We start from the raw sequence: 15,131 nt of genomic DNA, 5'->3' as shown, positions 1-15,131 counted from the left end.
GGTCTGGTGGATCACCAGGGCGCCCTGCTCGGCCACGCGTTCGGTCTCGGCGGAAATGTGGTACGCACGGGAGGCGCCGCGCGAGTCCTCTTCGAATTTCTCTACCCGTTCGGTGATGTCACTGGCGAACTTCACAATCTTGCACAACTTGCCTTCGGCGTCGTAGACCGGGTTGTAGCTGGCTTCCAGCCAGACAACTTTGCCGTTTTTGCCGAGACGCTTGAATTGTCCGCTGAAAAACTCACCGGCGTTCAGACGACGCCAGAAATCACTGTACTCCGAACTACTCACCAGGCTCGGTTCGCAAAACATCCGGTGGTGCTTGCCCTTGAGTTCAGCCAGTGAGTAGTGCATGACATTCAGGAAGTTGTCGTTGGCGGTCAGGATGTTGCCGCCCAGGTCGAACTCGATGACCGCCATGGCTCGGTCGAGGGCCGCCAGCCGGCCGCGTGTTTCGGCCTCGGCGGTCACCTTGGCGGTGACATCGAGTGCGTACTTGACCACCTTCACGACACGGCCTTGTTCGTCCACCACCGGGTTGTAGCTGGCTTCCAGCCACACGTTCTGGCCTGACGCGCTGCGGCGGTGAAACGTGCCGGATACGAATTGACCGGTGCGCAACTTGTTCCAGAATTCACGGTACTCGGCGCTGCCCGCCAATGCAGGAGGGCAGAAATCCCGATGGGACAGGCTGGCCAATTGTTCCGCACGGTAACCCATCGTGCTCAGGAAATTCTCGTTCGCCCGAAGGACCTTGCCATCGGGGCTGAACTCGATAACCGCCATCGACCGCTCCAGAGCGCCGACCAATCCTTTGTACGTTGCCAATTCGGCCATCCTAGCCGTCAGTTCATCTTTTAGTTTTTTATTAAACATGACGTACCCTCGAAGTAACCGGACCTTTATATACATATCGACCGGCTAGCTGGGGGCTGAACGGTATGGCGTAATTATGTTTCGGCGCCAAAACCCACCGAGTCCATCAGCCAGGTTCTAAAGGCCTGCACCTTCGGGGCATCGGCCAGTTCATGTGGGGTGACGAAGTAAAAACCCAGGTCAGACTTCAGTCGCAGATCGAAGGGCGCAACCAGGCGGCCCGCCTTAAGGTCGTCCTCGACATACGTTGAGCGGCCGATGCACACCCCCAGACCGTCGACCGCCGCCTGCACAGCCATCATGGCCAGGTCGAAGGTGAGCCGGCTGCCTTCGGCCAGGCTTTTCGGTTGGCCAGCGGCACTCAACCATGAACGCCAGTCGTCACGGGTCACCCCGCTGACCTGCAACAAGGTGTGCCGGGCCAGATCGCCGGGGTCCTGCAAGGGGGTGGGACCTTGCAACAGCCTGGGACTGCAGACCGGGAAGATTTCGTCGGCCATCAGCCAGTCGGCCCGCACGCCCTTCCATTCGCCGACACCGTAACGGATGGCCGCATCGACGCCGCCCTTGCGAAAATCCACCCGTTCGGTGGATGCAGTGACGCGCACATCGATATTGGGAAACGCCTGCTGGAAGGAGGCCAGCCGCGGCAGCAACCATTTGGAGGCAAACGAAACCAGGGTGCTGATCGTCAAGACACTGTTGTTGCGGCTTTCCAGCAACGTCTCGGTGCAATAGCGCAGCTCATGGAAGGCGGCCCTAACGCCTGGGAAATAGGCCTGACCTTCAGCGGTCAGGGCCAGGCCGTCCTTGAGCCGCAGGAACAAGCGCACACCCAGTTCCTCTTCGAGCCGGCGGATCTGATGGCTTATGGCTGTTTGAGTGACGTTCAGCTCTGCTGCGGCGTTGGTAAAGCTCATGTGCCTGGCGGCTGACTCGAATGCTTTAAGGCCATTGAGAGAGGGGATTCGGGTGGCCATGGAGGTTTGCTGCACTCATGAGATTTTGTCATACGCTAGCACTGAAGATGTCCTTTGAAAATGTCCCGCCCCTCACCGATTCTGACGGCCCGTCCCCCGCCTGTGAGGAAACCATGAAACTGTACTTTGCCCCCATGACCTGCTCATTGTCCCCGCACATCGTGCTGCGGGAATTGGGTCTGCCCTTCGAATTGATCCGGGTCGACAACAAGACCAAGCGAACCGCCGACGGGCTCGACTTCCTGAGCATCAACCCCAAGGGCTACGTGGCCGCCTTGGTGTTGGAAAACGGCAGCGTGCTGACCGAAGGGCCCGCCATTGTCCAGTACCTGGCCGACCTGGCCCCCGGCAACACGCTGGCCCCGGCCAATGGCACCTGGGAGCGGGTTCGCCTGCAGGAGTGGTTGAACTTCATCAGCGCCGAACTCCACAGCGGCTGTGCCCCGCTGTTCAACGCCGATATCGCAGAGCCCACCAAGGCGATCTTCAAGGCAAGACTGTTCAAGCGCCTGGACTACCTCAGCCAGGCCCTTGCACGACAGGACTACCTGATGGGCAGCTTCGGCCTGGCCGACGGTTATCTGTTTACCGTTTTGAACTGGCTGCCGTCGTTCAATATCGAGATCGGGGACTGGCCGGTGCTGGCGTCGTTCATGACCCGAATCGCCGCACGCCCCAGCGTCCGGGCAGCCATGGCGGCGGAGGCGGCCTAGTCACAGGCAAGCGATCACCTTCGCGGTTTTGTCCGCAAGGCAGCATCATAAAAAATTCATGGTGCCGGAGCATGCTCGCTACGTTTGCTGATTACTTTCGTTCCCATTCAGTGAGGTAGGATCATGCCACCACAAGGACTCCCGGTGGACTTCGCCCATCGACCACGGCTTGCCGATCTGCAGCCCCTGCAGGAACCCGTCAGGCGCGTGTCCGGCACACTGGGTAAACAGGCAGAGCCGGCCGTCACACCGGCGGTGCAGTTGCGGGACCGGCGGGGATACGACAGCGGCTTTCTCGGCGACTTCATCGTGCCTTGGCCAAGCGTAGAAGCAGCGTTGGTCGATGACGTCTACCCGACCGGCACCGTCGACAATCGCCTGGATTATCAGCACTTCTCTATCGTTCTTTCGCGACGGCGACGCCTGGCCCTGGTGGCGGGCGTCAACATCGATGGTGCCCGCAGTGTCGAGATCGACCGGGGTCGTGATGCCTGGGCATACGACGGCCGAATCCCCAGCGATGCCCAGATTGGAGAAGCGCTGTACGCTGGCAATTTGCTGGATCGCGGTCACCTGGTCCGACGACAGGACCCCAATTGGGGCGCCGACGCACAGACCGCTAACAACGACACCTTCCACTTCACCAATTGCTCGCCGCAGATGGCAGCCTTCAATCAAAAAACCTGGCTCGAGCTCGAGGATTACATCCTCGATAACACGCGCCGGTGGAAAGCCAGGGCGACGATATTTACCGGGCCGTTGTTCCGCGGCGATGATCAAACGTACAGAGGCGTACAGATCCCCACTGCGTTCTGGAAAGTCGTGGCCTTTCTCGGTGACGACGGCAAACCTTCGGCCAGTGCCTACATGATTGACCAGCGCCAGGAACTGGAAAAATTGGAACTTGTGTTCGGAGCGCTCAAGACCTACCGACGCAGCGTCGATCGAATTGAAGCGCTGACCGGTATCCGCTTCGGCGACTTGGCCGACTACGACGGCTTTTCCAATGAAGAACGACTGACAGGTACGAGGATTGAAGCGCCGATCCGTGGGCCTGAGGACATCCGCCTTTGAAAATGGTGGGAGCGAGCTTGCTCGCGATGACGGCGGCACCAGTCAACATCCCCGCAAACTGACCCACCGCTATCGCGAGCAAGCTCGCTCCCACAGGGGATTGAAGCTGCATGGGATGTTGGCGAGCGACTCAAAAAACGGTGGGAGCGAGCTTGCTCGCGATGACGGCGGCACAGTCAATATCTCTGCACGCTGACCCACCGCTATCGCGAGCAAGCTCGCTCCCACAGGGGATTGAAGCTGCATGGGATGTTGGCGAGCGAAAAAAAAACGGTGGGCCTTATTCGCTCAAGGCGTGGCTGAAGGAGGTGTCGATAATCCCGGCAGTGGCCAGCGGGGCTGGCAGCGCCTTGACCTTGAACAGGAAGTCTGCAGTGCTTTGCAGGTCGGCGGCGGCCTGTCGATCCACCGGGCCGACGCTCATGTGGGCCTGGCGCAACCAATGGCGTGAGACGTTCTGGTCGAGGTTGGCCTTTTTCGCCCACAAGTCCGCGTATGAGTCGGTGTGGTTGTCGACCCAGGTACGGGCTTGTTTCACGCGGCCGAGGAAGTCGGCGATGGCTTCGCGCTTGCTGTCGATGGCCGGCGTCGAAGCGGCAATCGCGCTGAGACCGGGCATGAGGTTTTTCGCCGTCAGGATCGGCCGGGCGCCGGAGAACAGGATCTGTTGCGAGATGTAGGGTTCCCACACCGGAAAGGCGTCGATGCTGCCCTGGGGCAAGGCCGCCGCCGCGTCGATCGGCATCAGCTTGATGAATTCCACATGGTTCTCCGGCAAGCCGGCCTGCTCCAGGGCCCGCAGGGTCAGTTGCTGGCTCCACGCGCCCGGCCAATAGGCGACCTTCTTGCCCTTGAGGTCGGCGATGGTCTTGACCGGTGAGTCCTTGGGCACCAACAGCGCAATGGTGTCCGGGTTCTGCCGCGAAACACCGATCAGTTTCACCGGGGCCTGTTTGGCAGCCAGGAACAGAAACCCCGAATCGCCGAGGAAACCCAGGTCCAGGTCGCCGGTATTCAGCGCCTCGGCCAGGGGCGCGGCGGCTTGGAAGTGTTTCCAGTCGACGCGGTAGGGGGCGCCCTCAAGCACCCCCGAGGCCTCCACCGAGGCCCGCACGTTGTAATAGTTCTGATCGCCGACATGCAGGACCAACGGCTCACTGGCCTGGAGCCAGGGAGCGACGAACAATGTGCTGAGGAGCAGACGGCGCAGGGATCGGGCGAACTTCATGAAAGCATTCCTGAGTGAATTTCATAGAACATAACGCTCTTGTAATTCTCGTTAGAAATTCTTTTAGCGCATAAGCTCATAGTCATAAACAGTCACTGTCCATGACCCAACAGTGCCGCAACAGACTGTTGCCCCGGCAACATTTCCTTGAAGCCTTCACCCCATGGCGGTACCCGGAAACCGCCCTTTCGCCGGCTATGGCACAGAGCCTGCAATATTCCTTTCAAGCGCGATTTTCTTCCGCGCTCCGATCTTTCGGAAATAAGAACATTGCCTTCTCGCCGCCTTGCTGGAGCTGCTCCATGAAACCCGACTTCCGTTTTTCACTGGCCCTGGCCAGATTCCTGATCGGTGCCTGTGCCCTGGCGTTGAGCCTGCCATCCCTGGCCCAGACCGCAGAAAGCCCCCCGGCCGAAGTGCACCTGGATTATGCGTATTACTCGCCGGTCAGCCTGGTGCTCAAGCACTTCGGTTACCTGGAAAAGGCCTTGCCCCAGACCAAGGTCAGTTGGGTCCTGAGCCAAGGCAGTAACCGTTCCCTGGAATATCTCAACAGCGGCGGCGTCGACTTCGCTTCGTCCGCCAGCCTCGCCGCGGTGCTGAGCCGGGCCAATGGCAGCCCGATCAAGTCGGTGTATGTCTACAGTCGCGCCGAATGGACCGCCCTGGTGGTGCGCAAGGATTCGCCGTACCAGACGGTCGCCGACCTCAAGGGCAAGAAAATCGCCGCCACCAAAGGCACCGATCCCTACCTGTTCACCCTGCGCAGCCTGCAACAGGCCGGGCTGAAGAAAGACGATGTGGAGCTGGTGCACCTGCAGCACCCGGACGGTCGTACCGCCCTGGAAAAAGGCGATGTCGACGCCTGGGCCGGTCTCGACCCGCACATGGCCGCCAGCGAAGTACAAGCCGGGTCGCGCCTGCTGTATCGCAACCCCGCCTTCAACAGCTACGGCGTGGTCAGCGTCACGGAGAAATATGCCCAGGAGCATCCGCAGACCATCGACACCGTGCTTGCGACCTACGAACAGGCCCGGGCCTGGGCGGTGGAGCATCCGCAAGAACTGGCCAAGTTGCTGGCCGACGAATCCGGACTGCCGCTGGAAGTCGCCCGGCTGCAACTGTCCCGCACCGACCTGGGCAGCCCGCAGTTGAGTGCCAAGGATGTGCTGGCTTCCAAGGCTGCCGCGCCGATCCTGGTCTCGGAAGAATTGGTTCGTCGCGGGGTGAATGTGGACCAAGTGATCGATCAATTGCTCGACACCGGCCGCCAGCAGGCCGTGGCCCGTCAATAACCCTTGCCCAGGCGACAGCCGATCCGCGCCTGGCGCGGATTCGGCGTTGCCGGAGGAACGCCATGAGCAGTAATAGCGAAGACCTCTCCAGCCCCCATTTGGCCCTGTCCGCATCGGGTAAAGCGGCCCTGTTCAATCCCGAGCGCTGGCGGCTGCGCCTCAAGGGGCTGGCCCTGCCGGTGCTGATCATCGTGTTCCTGGAGATCATCGTGCGCATCGGTTGGCTGCCCGCCTACCAGATGCCGGCCCCCAGCGAGATCGCCCTGACCCTCGGCGACCTGGCCGAGGGGGCGCTCTGGAAACATATCAGCGCCAGCCTGTTGCGAGTGCTGCTGGGCTTTGCCATCGGCGCCAGCCTGGCGTTGCTCTTTGCCGCCTGGGTTGGCTTGAGCCGGGAGGCCGAAGCCTATCTGGAGCCGACCTTCGCCGGCCTGCGCTCGATCCCCAGCCTGGCCTGGGTGCCATTGCTCCTGCTGTGGCTGGGCATCGACGAAACCTCGAAGGTGGTGCTGATCGCCATCGGCGCGTTCTTTCCCGTGTACCTCAATGGCGTGGCAGCGATTCGCAACATCGACCGCAAGCTGGTGGAGGTCGGCCAAATGTACGGCTTCAGCCGCCGCCGTCTGGTATGGCGGATTCTCCTGCCCGCCGCTCTGCCCGGCCTGTTCACTGGGTTGCGCGGCGGCATGAGCCTGGCCTGGATGTTCCTGGTGGCCGCCGAGCTGATCGCCGCGACCAAAGGCCTGGGCTATCTGCTCAGCGATGGCCGCGAAACCTCGCGCCCGGACATCGTGCTGGCGGCGATCATCGTGCTCGCCCTGCTGGGCAAGCTCAGCGACGGCATCCTCGCCGCCCTGGAAAAACATTTCCTGGCCTGGCGCGACACCTTTAACGGCACCGAGGAGTGAACCATGACCCAAGCCCTGCTGGACATCCACGTCGAGCGCAAGATTTTCGCCGACACCACCGTGCTCAATCATATCCACCTGCAACTGCAACCCCGGGAAACCGTGTGCCTGCTGGGCCCCAGCGGCTGTGGCAAGAGCACCTTGCTGCGCATCGTCGCCGGTCTGGAGAAAGACTTCGAAGGGCAACTGCTCAGCCACACCGAACACCTGGCCTTTGTGTTCCAGGAGCCGCGATTGATGCCCTGGCTGACGGTGCAACAGAACATCGGGTTCAGTGATGACGACGATTACGACAAGGCCTGGGTCGCGCAGTTGAACGAGGAAGTCGGCCTCACGGGTTTTGCCGACGCGTTGCCCAAGGCGTTGTCCGGCGGTATGGCGCAGCGGGTGGCGATTGCCCGTGGCCTGTACGCGCGACCGCAGGTGCTGTTGCTGGACGAGCCCTTCAGCGCCGTGGACGCCTTCACCCGCATGAAATTGCAGGACCTGTTGCTGCAACTGGCCGAGCGGCACGGGATCGCCTTGTTGCTGGTGACTCACGATGTCGACGAGGCGCTGTACCTGAGCGACCGGGTGTTGGTGATGGACAACCGCCCCAGCCGCATTCGCCAAGCGTTGACGGTGCAACTGGACCATCCGCGAGACCGGCGCGACCCGTTGCTGGCCCGACTCAAGGCGCTGGCCCTGACCGAACTGCAGCGTGCCCATGTAATTTGATCAAGGCGCCTCGCTAAGCACTTAAAAGCATTAACCAATAAACAATCAGTATTTATGGTTATAAACATAACCACGTACTCTCAGCTCATCCCGTCCCATTGGTCACGATAGTGAAGTGCCTTATGAAACCGACTGACAACGTTATCGACTTCGTCCAGTTCCGCAAGCGCAAGCAGGCTCAGCAACTGGCCCGGGCCATGTGGGAAATGTACGCGCGTAATGCCGGTTACCAGGCGTTCCAGTGGGTCCAGGCGTTCCAGCCGACCAGGACGTACCAGGCGTGAGCACCCAGGAACCCTCGCGTTTTTTGGCGAGTGCCGACGAACCCGAAGTGGATCTGAACAACCTGGAAGCCTTGGATGAAGATCCGATTTGCGAACGGGTCGCGCAGAACCTGCAACGCCTTCGTGGCAAGCGCCACCTGTCCCTGGACGCCCTCGCTCGTCAGTGCGGGGTAAGTCGGGCCATGCTGGCGCAGATCGAGTCCGGACGCAGCGTCCCCTCGATCAAGGTACTGTGCAAAATTGCCAAGGGCCTGAAGGTGTCGGTTGCCGCGTTCCTGGAACATCGGGCTTTCGAGGGGGTGGCGGTGCTGTCGGTCAGCCAGAGCAAACGCCTGGTCAGCGCCAGTGGCGCCTTTGTCAGCCGTGCCCTGTTCCCGTTCGATGTGGCACGCCAGTCGGAATTCTACGAGCTGCGCCTGGGCCCCTTGGGTGAGGACCAGTCCGAAGGGCACGGGCCCGGTGTTCAGGAGAACCTGGTGGTGTCCCAGGGTGTACTGGAGATCAGCGTCAACGACGAGCGCTATCTGCTCTCCACTGGCGACTCGATTCTGTTTTATGCCGACCAACCACACCGCTATCGCAACCCGGCCGACAGCGAAGCGGTGGCGTACCTGGTGGTCACCTACCCGGAACGCCTGGACTGACCCCGCCTGTGGCGAGGGAGCTTGCTCCCGTTTGAGTGCACAGCGCTCACAAAATGGGGGCGGCTGCGCAGCCCAGCGGGAGCAAGCTCCCTCGCCACGGGGCCAGTCTCAAGGACGTTGCCCGGCTGTAATCAGCAGGTGCAGCACATCATCGGCATGCCGTTGCAGCTCATCATCATCGGCATGCTGCAGTCGTTCATCATCTTCATCATCAAGGCGCAGCAGTTCTTCATCATGTCCATGTTCATGCCCGCCATCGGCATGACTTTGCACATCATGCAGTCCGCCATCACCGTGCATTCCATCACGCACTTCATCATCGGCATCGGCATGCCCATCATCGGCATTGGCATCATCATGCTCGCCATCGGCATGGCCATGCTCGCCTGGGACATGCACATCATGCTCATGTTGCCGCAGTGCATCATCATCGGCATGCCGCAGTTCATCATCATCTGCATCATGTCGGCGCTGTTCTTGAACATGGCCATGTCCATGCCGGCGGCTGGCATCATCTTGCACATCATGCCGTCGTCCATCATTTCGCAGGTCATGGTCGCCATCATCATCGGCATGCCCATCATTGGCATCATCGGCATGTTGGCGTTCATCGGCATTGGCATCTGCATGGCGTTCATCATGGTGGTGTTCCCTGTAAGGTTCGAGAGTCGGACGAGCTGATGGGGCGGATTCTAAGCATTGACCCGGGCCCGACAAGATGGCGATCGAACAGCAGCAATGAACGTTCAGACAGGCTTACCGGAGCGACACACGCCAAGTCGTCTGCTGCTGCATGAACTGCGCTTTCATTGCAGACACTTTCAAAGCGACAGCTTCGATTCTTCGGTCATGGATATGCCATTCAAACCTATATCAATAACCGTAAGAAATAATCGATCTAAATATCCCCAAGGGTTTCCCGCCACGAGGGCTCAGCCAATCAACCGGGCATACACCGGCCGGTCGATATTCCCGCCGGACAGAATCACTCCCACCTTTTTCCCCTGCATCGCTTCACGTTCCTGCATGAGTGCCGCCAAGGCTGCGGCACCTGCGCCCTCGGCCAGGTTATGGGTGTCGGTGTAATACACCCGCATGGCCTCGGCTATTTCCGCATCGCTGACCGCGACGATCCGCGCCGCAGCGGCCCCATAGAGGGCAAAGGCCTCGGGAATGGGTCTGCGCACGGCCAAACCGTCCGCAAAAGTATTCGCCGAAGCGGTCTCACACAGTCTTCCCGTTTCAAATGACAACTTCGCCGCGACGGCCTCGGTGGACACGACACCCACCACTTGGGTTTTCAGCCCCAAGGCATCGCGGGCGGCGATGACTGCGCAAATCCCCGACCCACAGCCTATCGGCACGTAGACCGTGTCGAGGTCCGGCACCGCCTTGAGCAGCTCAAGCCCATAAGTCGCCACGCCCCTGACCAACTCAGGATGGAACGGCGGCACCAGGTAGAGGCCTTGTGCGTGGGCCAGGCGTGCAGCTTCTTCCCGGGCCTCATCGAAATCTCGGCCGTGTTCGACCACCTCGCCGCCAAAGCCACGCATGGCATTGTTCTTCTCCACCGAGTTGCCTTGCGGCACGACGATCAACGCTTTCAAACCCAAGGCGGTGGCCGCCAGCGCCAGGCTCTGGCCATGGTTGCCGCGCGTCGCCGTGACAATGCCTTTCGCCTTGGGATGCTCGCGCTTGAGCCAGTGCGTGAAGGTCAGGCCACCGCGCACCTTGAAGGCCCCGGTCGGCGTGTGATTCTCGTGCTTGACCCACACCGTGCAACCCAACCGTTCAGCCAGCAACGGCCAGGCGTATTGGGCCGTGGCGGGCATGAATTGATAGAGATGGCGGGCAGCGTGTTCGATGTCGTCGCGGGTCAGTGTGTGCATGATTGGGCCTCCTGGTTTTGCCCAGTCTAATCAGCGCGCCGGCGACGGGGCTTTCAGAAAACTGACCTGACTTTCAGGCCCGCTCTTCATTACTATGCTGTTCATGAACACGCGAAACCATCAACCACCGCCCCTGTCTGAACCGGTCCGTCGTATCGAGGCAGGGCCCTGGGCGATCGAATTGCTCCCCGGCTGTGCCTACGCGACCCGCTACGTCGCGCCCCAGTCGGCGATCGGTTTTGCCTTCGACAGTCAGCGTGGCCGGCACGCCATCGGCAGCGACCGCGTGTTGCCCTTCGAGGCGCTGCCCAACGGCCTGGCATTCGTTCCCGCCGGGTGCGACGTGTTCTCCGAATCCCCCCGGGGCGGTGAATACCTGCGGATGGTGCGCACCGACGGCCTGGCGTTGCCGGCGAAACATGCATTCAACAATCGTATTGACCCGCAGGCCATCACCCTCGCCTTGAGAATGCGCAGCGCACTGCTGCGTGCCACGGCAGAGGACGATTGGGAAGCCTGGGCGCTCGGGCTGGCTGAGCGAGTGAAGGACCACAAGCGGTTTTCGGCACACTCCCAAGGTTCGATCACGGGCGGCCGGATGCGCCTGCTCGATGAATTCATCGACGCCGGTCTCGACGGCCCGCTGGGGGTCAAGGAAATGGCCGGGCTGCTGGGTTTGTCCGAAGGTTATTTCATGCGGGCGTTCAAGCAGGCGACCGGCAAAAGCCCACACAGCTACCTGATCGACCGACGCCTCGCCAAGGCACGGGCGCTGATGCGCGATTCAACCGCCCGACTGATCGATATCGCCCACATCTGCGGCTTCAATTCCCAGGCGCACATGACCACGCTGTTCAAGCAACGCCTGGGCGTCAGCCCGGCGCAGCTGCGCGGGTATTCGAGGCCCTGAACCCTCTGGGCACGGTACCGGTCAGCGAAGGCATGGGCCTGGTCAGGCGACCACTGCCCACGCCAGATGAAAACGGGCTGCCGTTACGCGGCAGGCTTCGTCGGGCGCAGCTCTGACAACAACACCGGCCGGGTGCACAGCCCGGCCGGTGACCCTGGTGTCATCCAGCAATCGATTCAGCCGGCGGTAACGGTCATGCCGCCGTCGGCCATGACCACCGCACCGACCACAAAACTCGCGCGATCCGAGGCCAGGAACGCAACCACCTCGGCAATTTCTTCCGGCCGTGCGGCCCGGCCGATGGGCGCGGCTTCACCGTGCTGGGCGAGGAACGCCGGACCGTCCTCGACCACGTCATTGAGGATGTTGGTGACCACATCGCCAACACCGATGGCATTGACGCGAATGCCATGCTCGATGACTTCCAGGGCCAGGGTGCGCGTCAGTTGCGCCAGGGCACCTTTGGACGCGGTGTAGGCGGCAATGGTCGGGAAGGCAAAATAGGACGCGTAGGACGCGATGTTGACGATGGCCCCCGACTTGTTCGGCATCATCGCCTTGACCGCTTCGCGTGAATGCAGGAAAGCGGCCGTGGCGTTGACCGCCTGGATGCGCTCCCAGTCCTGGCGCGTCATGTCGATGACCAGTTTATTGATGATGATCCCGGCATTGTTGACCAGGATATCCAGCCGGCCGAACTGCTCGACGGCCAGGCCGACAGCGCGCTCGGCGGCGCCATCCTCGGTGATGTCGGCCTCCAGCGGCACCAGCCCGGGACGGGCCAGCTCATGGACGGCGGGGTTGATGTCTTCAGCGATTACCTTGGCGCCGCGGGCATGCAACAGCAATGCGATGGCCTTGCCGATGCCACTGGCGGCGCCAGTGACCAGTGCAACCTTGCCTTGGACTTCGTGGGGAATGTTGTGTTGGATATCGGTCATGATCGCTCTCCTGCGTGAACGGGCAGACGAGACATTCGCCCGCCCGGCGCCCGTGGGCGCTGTCGTTATCGACGACTTCACTTTCTCGCAATGGCGACGGCCAGGCTTTCGCAGGCTTGCTGGGACTGTCGGAGTTTTGCGCAAATGTGACCAGAGAGAGTCCCGCCGGGCTTTGTAGGCGCTGGCGAAGCCTGCGATCTTTTGATCTTTCGCTTGAGATTCAAGTGTCTGGGGAAAGATCGCAGCCTCGTTGCACTCGACAGCGCCTACAGCGTCAGGAACAGCGCGGAGGTCCAGACCCGTGACTGATCCCGCTGGCGGGCACAGATGAACAAGGGGTGTTCACGCCCTGGATCAAGCCCCAAGCGGGCCAGTTCGATGCGCCCCTGCAACTCGCGGGGCAACGGTGCAGCGGTCATCCGTTCCAGGGACAGCTTCAACTCCGCGCCCGGCAACTCCTCGACCACTTGCGATTGCGCCAACAACTCATCGCCGGACAGCTCCATCACCACGGTCGGTGCGTGCACGTAAGGTTGCGGTTCGGACGGGTCGCCGACCTTGATGTAATTGTCGATACGGCTGTGGATCTGCAGCGTGGCGCCGGCCAGTTGCGACAGGTCGATTTCGATGCTGTCGGTATCGCCGTTGGTGTCGGTGCGAAACGCCAGGACTGTGGCGTCCTTGCGCCATACGGTCTGCTCGGGATGGTCGAGGCCCAAGGCGCGAAAGCCATTGATGACCGCGCCGGTGATACGGATTTCGCCAGTCCAGTACGCACCGCGATAGCGGTCCTTGATCCGCGCGCCACCCAGGCGCAGGCGAATGCGTTGGGCGCAGAAACCCAGTTCCTGGTGCAGGTTGCGCGACCAGATCAACTGGTCGCCGTCGAACAGATCGACCTGCTCCCACCCGGCCTCCCCCAGCAGTCGATAGTCCAGGGAGGCATTCGAATCGGCAGTGAAGACTTCACCCATGAAGTGCTTGCCCTGGCGCAGGCTGGCGAACGCACGCTCACCGGTCGTGGCGAAGGTACGGCGGGCGCGCAAGGCCTTGCCGACGCTGGCGCGGTCGAAAGCCTCGGCGACCACACCCGTCAACCCGCCACGGGAGCCGAACACCGCCGTGGCCGGAACGCCGCCACCGCAGCGACCCTGGTGCTCATCGCTATTCGCCGCGGCGCCAACCCGATAGCCACGCTGCAGCGCTTCAGCGTAGACCCAATGGAACTGGCCCCAGGCCGAACCCACCTCGATCAGCCGCTCGAGTTCCGGGTGATGCCAGTCGAGGTTGCAACGGCGTCCACCGACATGGGGCATCATCAGATGGCCTTCGGGGTCCTTGGCATAGGCGGCGTACAACTCGTCCACCGGCCAGGCGCCAGGCTTGATGGTGCCGGCGGTGAATTCGTTCCATTCGAAGGAACGCACCAGTCGCCCTTGATTGTCGAAGGGGAACTCGGGTTTGCGGTCATGCAGGAATACGACGTTGCGGTCGCCGCCCGCACAAGAGTTACCGCACCATTCGGTTCCGGGATAACACACGAATCGACCCGACTCATTGAGCTCGTGGATCAGCTTGACCGCCTGGTCCCAGCGTTGCTCGGTGATATTGAAGTCATTGGCGGTGTAGCCGAGGACGTCGAGCCCGGCGACATCGCGACCGTAGCTGAGGTTGTACAGCGTGTCGTTGGTGCCCACCGTGTCATCGGAGTGCACATGCAGGTCGGCGTAGAGCGGGCGCAACGCCGTACCGGCCGGGTCGACAGTGACGAAGGCCTGGGCCCCGTCGACAAACGGCGCCGCCACGTTGGCGGACAAACGCCACTCGCCCACGGCGCCGAGGTCAAGCGCCTCGAGCCGGGCCGTCGCCCAACCTTCGGACGCCAGCGTGAACGGCTGTCGACGCTCGCCGCCCTCCGGATCGACCAGGGTCAGTACCCCCTCGAGCGGCAGGTTTCGGCAGGTGTTGCCCCAGGCATCATCCACCCGCACGAGGACATCGAATGCTTCCCCGGCGCTGACCAGTCGAGGCACGATCAGCTGCACACGCTGCGCCGGTCCCGGCACGATGTCCAACAAGGGGTCGCCCGGCACTTCGGCAAATTTCGAGCTGCCCAGCGGGTCGATGAACAGGCGGAAACGGAAGTCCTTCTCGACGAAACTCTGTACCCGCGTCCCCGCCCCGCCCTGGCGTCGGTCGCCCAGGCGAATGATGACTTTATCCCCCGGGTTCAGGTACCCGTCGATGATGTCGATGATGATCGCTTTCTGAAATGGCCGTTCATGGCCCTTCTGGTCGAAGCGCACCTTCAAGTGCTGCACCGTGGCCTGGCTCTGGCCGGGGACCAGCTCACCGGCCTGGTATTCGGCGCTGACATAGTTGGGGCCGGCCGGGTTCGAGGTCTGGAACAAGGCCCAGTCGGAATAGAACTTGAAGGCCAGCTTGAGCCACGCGCCGTCGGCCAGGCCGCTGCCACCGACCTCATAGACCAGGGTGATTTCATCCCACTGCCCGGCGACCAGCGTGTCACGGTCGCAGTGGACGCTGCCCAGGAACGGACGTTTCTTGTTGCGCTCGTACAGGCCTTGGGGGGCGATGTAATGCCCGGCTTCGCGGGGATCGAAAACGTTACTCACATGACACCTCGTGCAGTGGTCCACTGAAGGGTTCGA

Annotated in this window: 14 protein-coding genes and 1 pseudogene; 8 read left to right on the top strand and 7 right to left on the bottom strand. The window is 61.8% G+C overall.

Translation table 11 applies throughout. The annotated features are described in order from the left end of the window. Window positions 1-108: 108 nt before the first annotated feature. Window positions 109-786: pseudogene (locus BLO80_RS30595) on the bottom strand (PAS domain-containing protein); the annotation flags it as partial. 164 nt (window positions 787-950) lie between these two features. Continuing rightward, window positions 951-1,856 carry a transcriptional regulator GcvA gene (locus BLO80_RS09450; protein WP_092327644.1) on the bottom strand — a complete coding sequence of 302 codons (906 nt, stop codon included), beginning with the start codon at window positions 1,854-1,856 and terminating at the stop codon, window positions 951-953. 113 nt (window positions 1,857-1,969) lie between these two features. Between BLO80_RS09450 and gstA the strand changes: the two genes are divergently transcribed. Together gstA and BLO80_RS09440 are read left to right on the top strand one after the other, a co-directional pair. Then, entirely contained in the window at window positions 1,970-2,569 is a 600-nt protein-coding gene (gstA, locus tag BLO80_RS09445) for a glutathione transferase GstA (protein WP_092327926.1), read from the top strand. Between the two features lie 123 nt (window positions 2,570-2,692). Then, a complete protein-coding gene (locus BLO80_RS09440) occupies window positions 2,693-3,643 on the top strand; it encodes a DNA/RNA non-specific endonuclease (RefSeq protein WP_092327643.1) in 951 nt (316 codons plus the stop codon). Window positions 3,644-3,923: 280 nt separating this feature from the next. Here BLO80_RS09440 and BLO80_RS09435 read toward each other — a convergent pair whose 3' ends face one another. After that, the gene (locus tag BLO80_RS09435) at window positions 3,924-4,871 is read right to left on the bottom strand and encodes an ABC transporter substrate-binding protein (RefSeq protein ID WP_092327642.1); all 948 of its coding nucleotides are present in this window, start codon (window positions 4,869-4,871) and stop codon (window positions 3,924-3,926) included. A 302-nt stretch (window positions 4,872-5,173) separates the two neighbouring features. Here BLO80_RS09435 and BLO80_RS09430 point away from each other — a divergent pair, with 302 nt between their 5' ends. The 5 genes from BLO80_RS09430 (at window position 5,174) to BLO80_RS09415 (ending at window position 8,719) form a co-directional block, all read left to right on the top strand. Next, window positions 5,174-6,166: an aliphatic sulfonate ABC transporter substrate-binding protein gene (locus tag BLO80_RS09430; protein WP_092327640.1), complete on the top strand. Its 993-nt coding sequence runs from the start codon at window positions 5,174-5,176 to the stop codon at window positions 6,164-6,166. 62 nt (window positions 6,167-6,228) lie between these two features. Beyond that, window positions 6,229-7,074, top strand: coding sequence for an ABC transporter permease (locus tag BLO80_RS09425; RefSeq protein ID WP_092327639.1), 846 nt, complete (start codon window positions 6,229-6,231; stop codon window positions 7,072-7,074). A 3-nt stretch (window positions 7,075-7,077) separates the two neighbouring features. Beyond that, window positions 7,078-7,791, top strand: a complete 714-nt coding sequence (locus tag BLO80_RS09420; RefSeq protein ID WP_092327637.1) for an ABC transporter ATP-binding protein — start codon at window positions 7,078-7,080, stop codon at window positions 7,789-7,791. A 122-nt stretch (window positions 7,792-7,913) separates the two neighbouring features. After that, window positions 7,914-8,075: a hypothetical protein gene (locus BLO80_RS29880; protein WP_170847644.1), complete on the top strand. Its 162-nt coding sequence runs from the start codon at window positions 7,914-7,916 to the stop codon at window positions 8,073-8,075. Window positions 8,076-8,128: 53 nt separating this feature from the next. Then, the gene (locus tag BLO80_RS09415) at window positions 8,129-8,719 is read left to right on the top strand and encodes a helix-turn-helix domain-containing protein (RefSeq protein ID WP_170866797.1); all 591 of its coding nucleotides are present in this window, start codon (window positions 8,129-8,131) and stop codon (window positions 8,717-8,719) included. Window positions 8,720-8,850: 131 nt separating this feature from the next. Here BLO80_RS09415 and BLO80_RS09410 read toward each other — a convergent pair whose 3' ends face one another. Both BLO80_RS09410 and BLO80_RS09405 read right to left on the bottom strand, forming a co-directional pair. Continuing rightward, window positions 8,851-9,360 (bottom strand): hypothetical protein, encoded by a 510-nt coding sequence (locus BLO80_RS09410; RefSeq protein ID WP_175459473.1) that lies wholly within the window; start codon window positions 9,358-9,360, stop codon window positions 8,851-8,853. A gap of 291 nt (window positions 9,361-9,651) precedes the next feature. Next, a complete protein-coding gene (locus tag BLO80_RS09405; RefSeq protein ID WP_092327634.1) occupies window positions 9,652-10,608 on the bottom strand; it encodes a threonine dehydratase in 957 nt (318 codons plus the stop codon). A 94-nt stretch (window positions 10,609-10,702) separates the two neighbouring features. Between BLO80_RS09405 and BLO80_RS09400 the strand changes: the two genes are divergently transcribed. Continuing rightward, a complete protein-coding gene (locus BLO80_RS09400; protein WP_092327633.1) occupies window positions 10,703-11,518 on the top strand; it encodes a helix-turn-helix transcriptional regulator in 816 nt (271 codons plus the stop codon). A gap of 176 nt (window positions 11,519-11,694) precedes the next feature. Here the strand turns inward: BLO80_RS09400 and BLO80_RS09395 are convergent, their stop codons facing one another. After that, window positions 11,695-12,459: an SDR family NAD(P)-dependent oxidoreductase gene (locus BLO80_RS09395; protein WP_092327631.1), complete on the bottom strand. Its 765-nt coding sequence runs from the start codon at window positions 12,457-12,459 to the stop codon at window positions 11,695-11,697. A gap of 266 nt (window positions 12,460-12,725) precedes the next feature. Further along, the gene (locus tag BLO80_RS09390) at window positions 12,726-15,095 is read right to left on the bottom strand and encodes a CehA/McbA family metallohydrolase domain-containing protein (RefSeq protein ID WP_092327630.1); all 2,370 of its coding nucleotides are present in this window, start codon (window positions 15,093-15,095) and stop codon (window positions 12,726-12,728) included. Window positions 15,096-15,131 lie beyond the last annotated feature (36 nt).

The sequence above is a fragment of the Pseudomonas sp. NFACC56-3 genome (genome assembly GCF_900100025.1).
In the GTDB taxonomy this organism is placed as follows: Bacteria; Pseudomonadota; Gammaproteobacteria; order Pseudomonadales; family Pseudomonadaceae; genus Aquipseudomonas; species Aquipseudomonas fluorescens_AA.
The sequence above is the reverse complement of the archived record's forward strand: the minus strand, read 5'-3'. Positions and strand labels throughout refer to the sequence as shown.

Excerpts from the sequence above, each read along its gene's own strand:
- BLO80_RS09440 (WP_092327643.1), top strand. The coding sequence starts at position 2,693 with ATGCCACCACAAGGACTCCCGGTGGACTTCGCCCATCGACCACGGCTT.
- BLO80_RS09400 (WP_092327633.1), top strand. The coding sequence starts at position 10,703 with ATGCTGTTCATGAACACGCGAAACCATCAACCACCGCCCCTGTCTGAA.
- BLO80_RS09430 (WP_092327640.1), top strand. The coding sequence starts at position 5,174 with ATGAAACCCGACTTCCGTTTTTCACTGGCCCTGGCCAGATTCCTGATC.
- BLO80_RS09425 (WP_092327639.1), top strand. The coding sequence starts at position 6,229 with ATGAGCAGTAATAGCGAAGACCTCTCCAGCCCCCATTTGGCCCTGTCC.
- BLO80_RS09450 (WP_092327644.1), bottom strand. The coding sequence starts at position 1,856 with ATGGCCACCCGAATCCCCTCTCTCAATGGCCTTAAAGCATTCGAGTCA.
- gstA (WP_092327926.1), top strand. The coding sequence starts at position 1,970 with ATGAAACTGTACTTTGCCCCCATGACCTGCTCATTGTCCCCGCACATC.
- BLO80_RS09435 (WP_092327642.1), bottom strand. The coding sequence starts at position 4,871 with ATGAAGTTCGCCCGATCCCTGCGCCGTCTGCTCCTCAGCACATTGTTC.
- BLO80_RS09395 (WP_092327631.1), bottom strand. The coding sequence starts at position 12,459 with ATGACCGATATCCAACACAACATTCCCCACGAAGTCCAAGGCAAGGTT.
- BLO80_RS09405 (WP_092327634.1), bottom strand. The coding sequence starts at position 10,608 with ATGCACACACTGACCCGCGACGACATCGAACACGCTGCCCGCCATCTC.
- BLO80_RS29880 (WP_170847644.1), top strand. The coding sequence starts at position 7,914 with ATGAAACCGACTGACAACGTTATCGACTTCGTCCAGTTCCGCAAGCGC.
- BLO80_RS09410 (WP_175459473.1), bottom strand. The coding sequence starts at position 9,360 with ATGATGAACGCCATGCAGATGCCAATGCCGATGAACGCCAACATGCCG.
- BLO80_RS09420 (WP_092327637.1), top strand. The coding sequence starts at position 7,078 with ATGACCCAAGCCCTGCTGGACATCCACGTCGAGCGCAAGATTTTCGCC.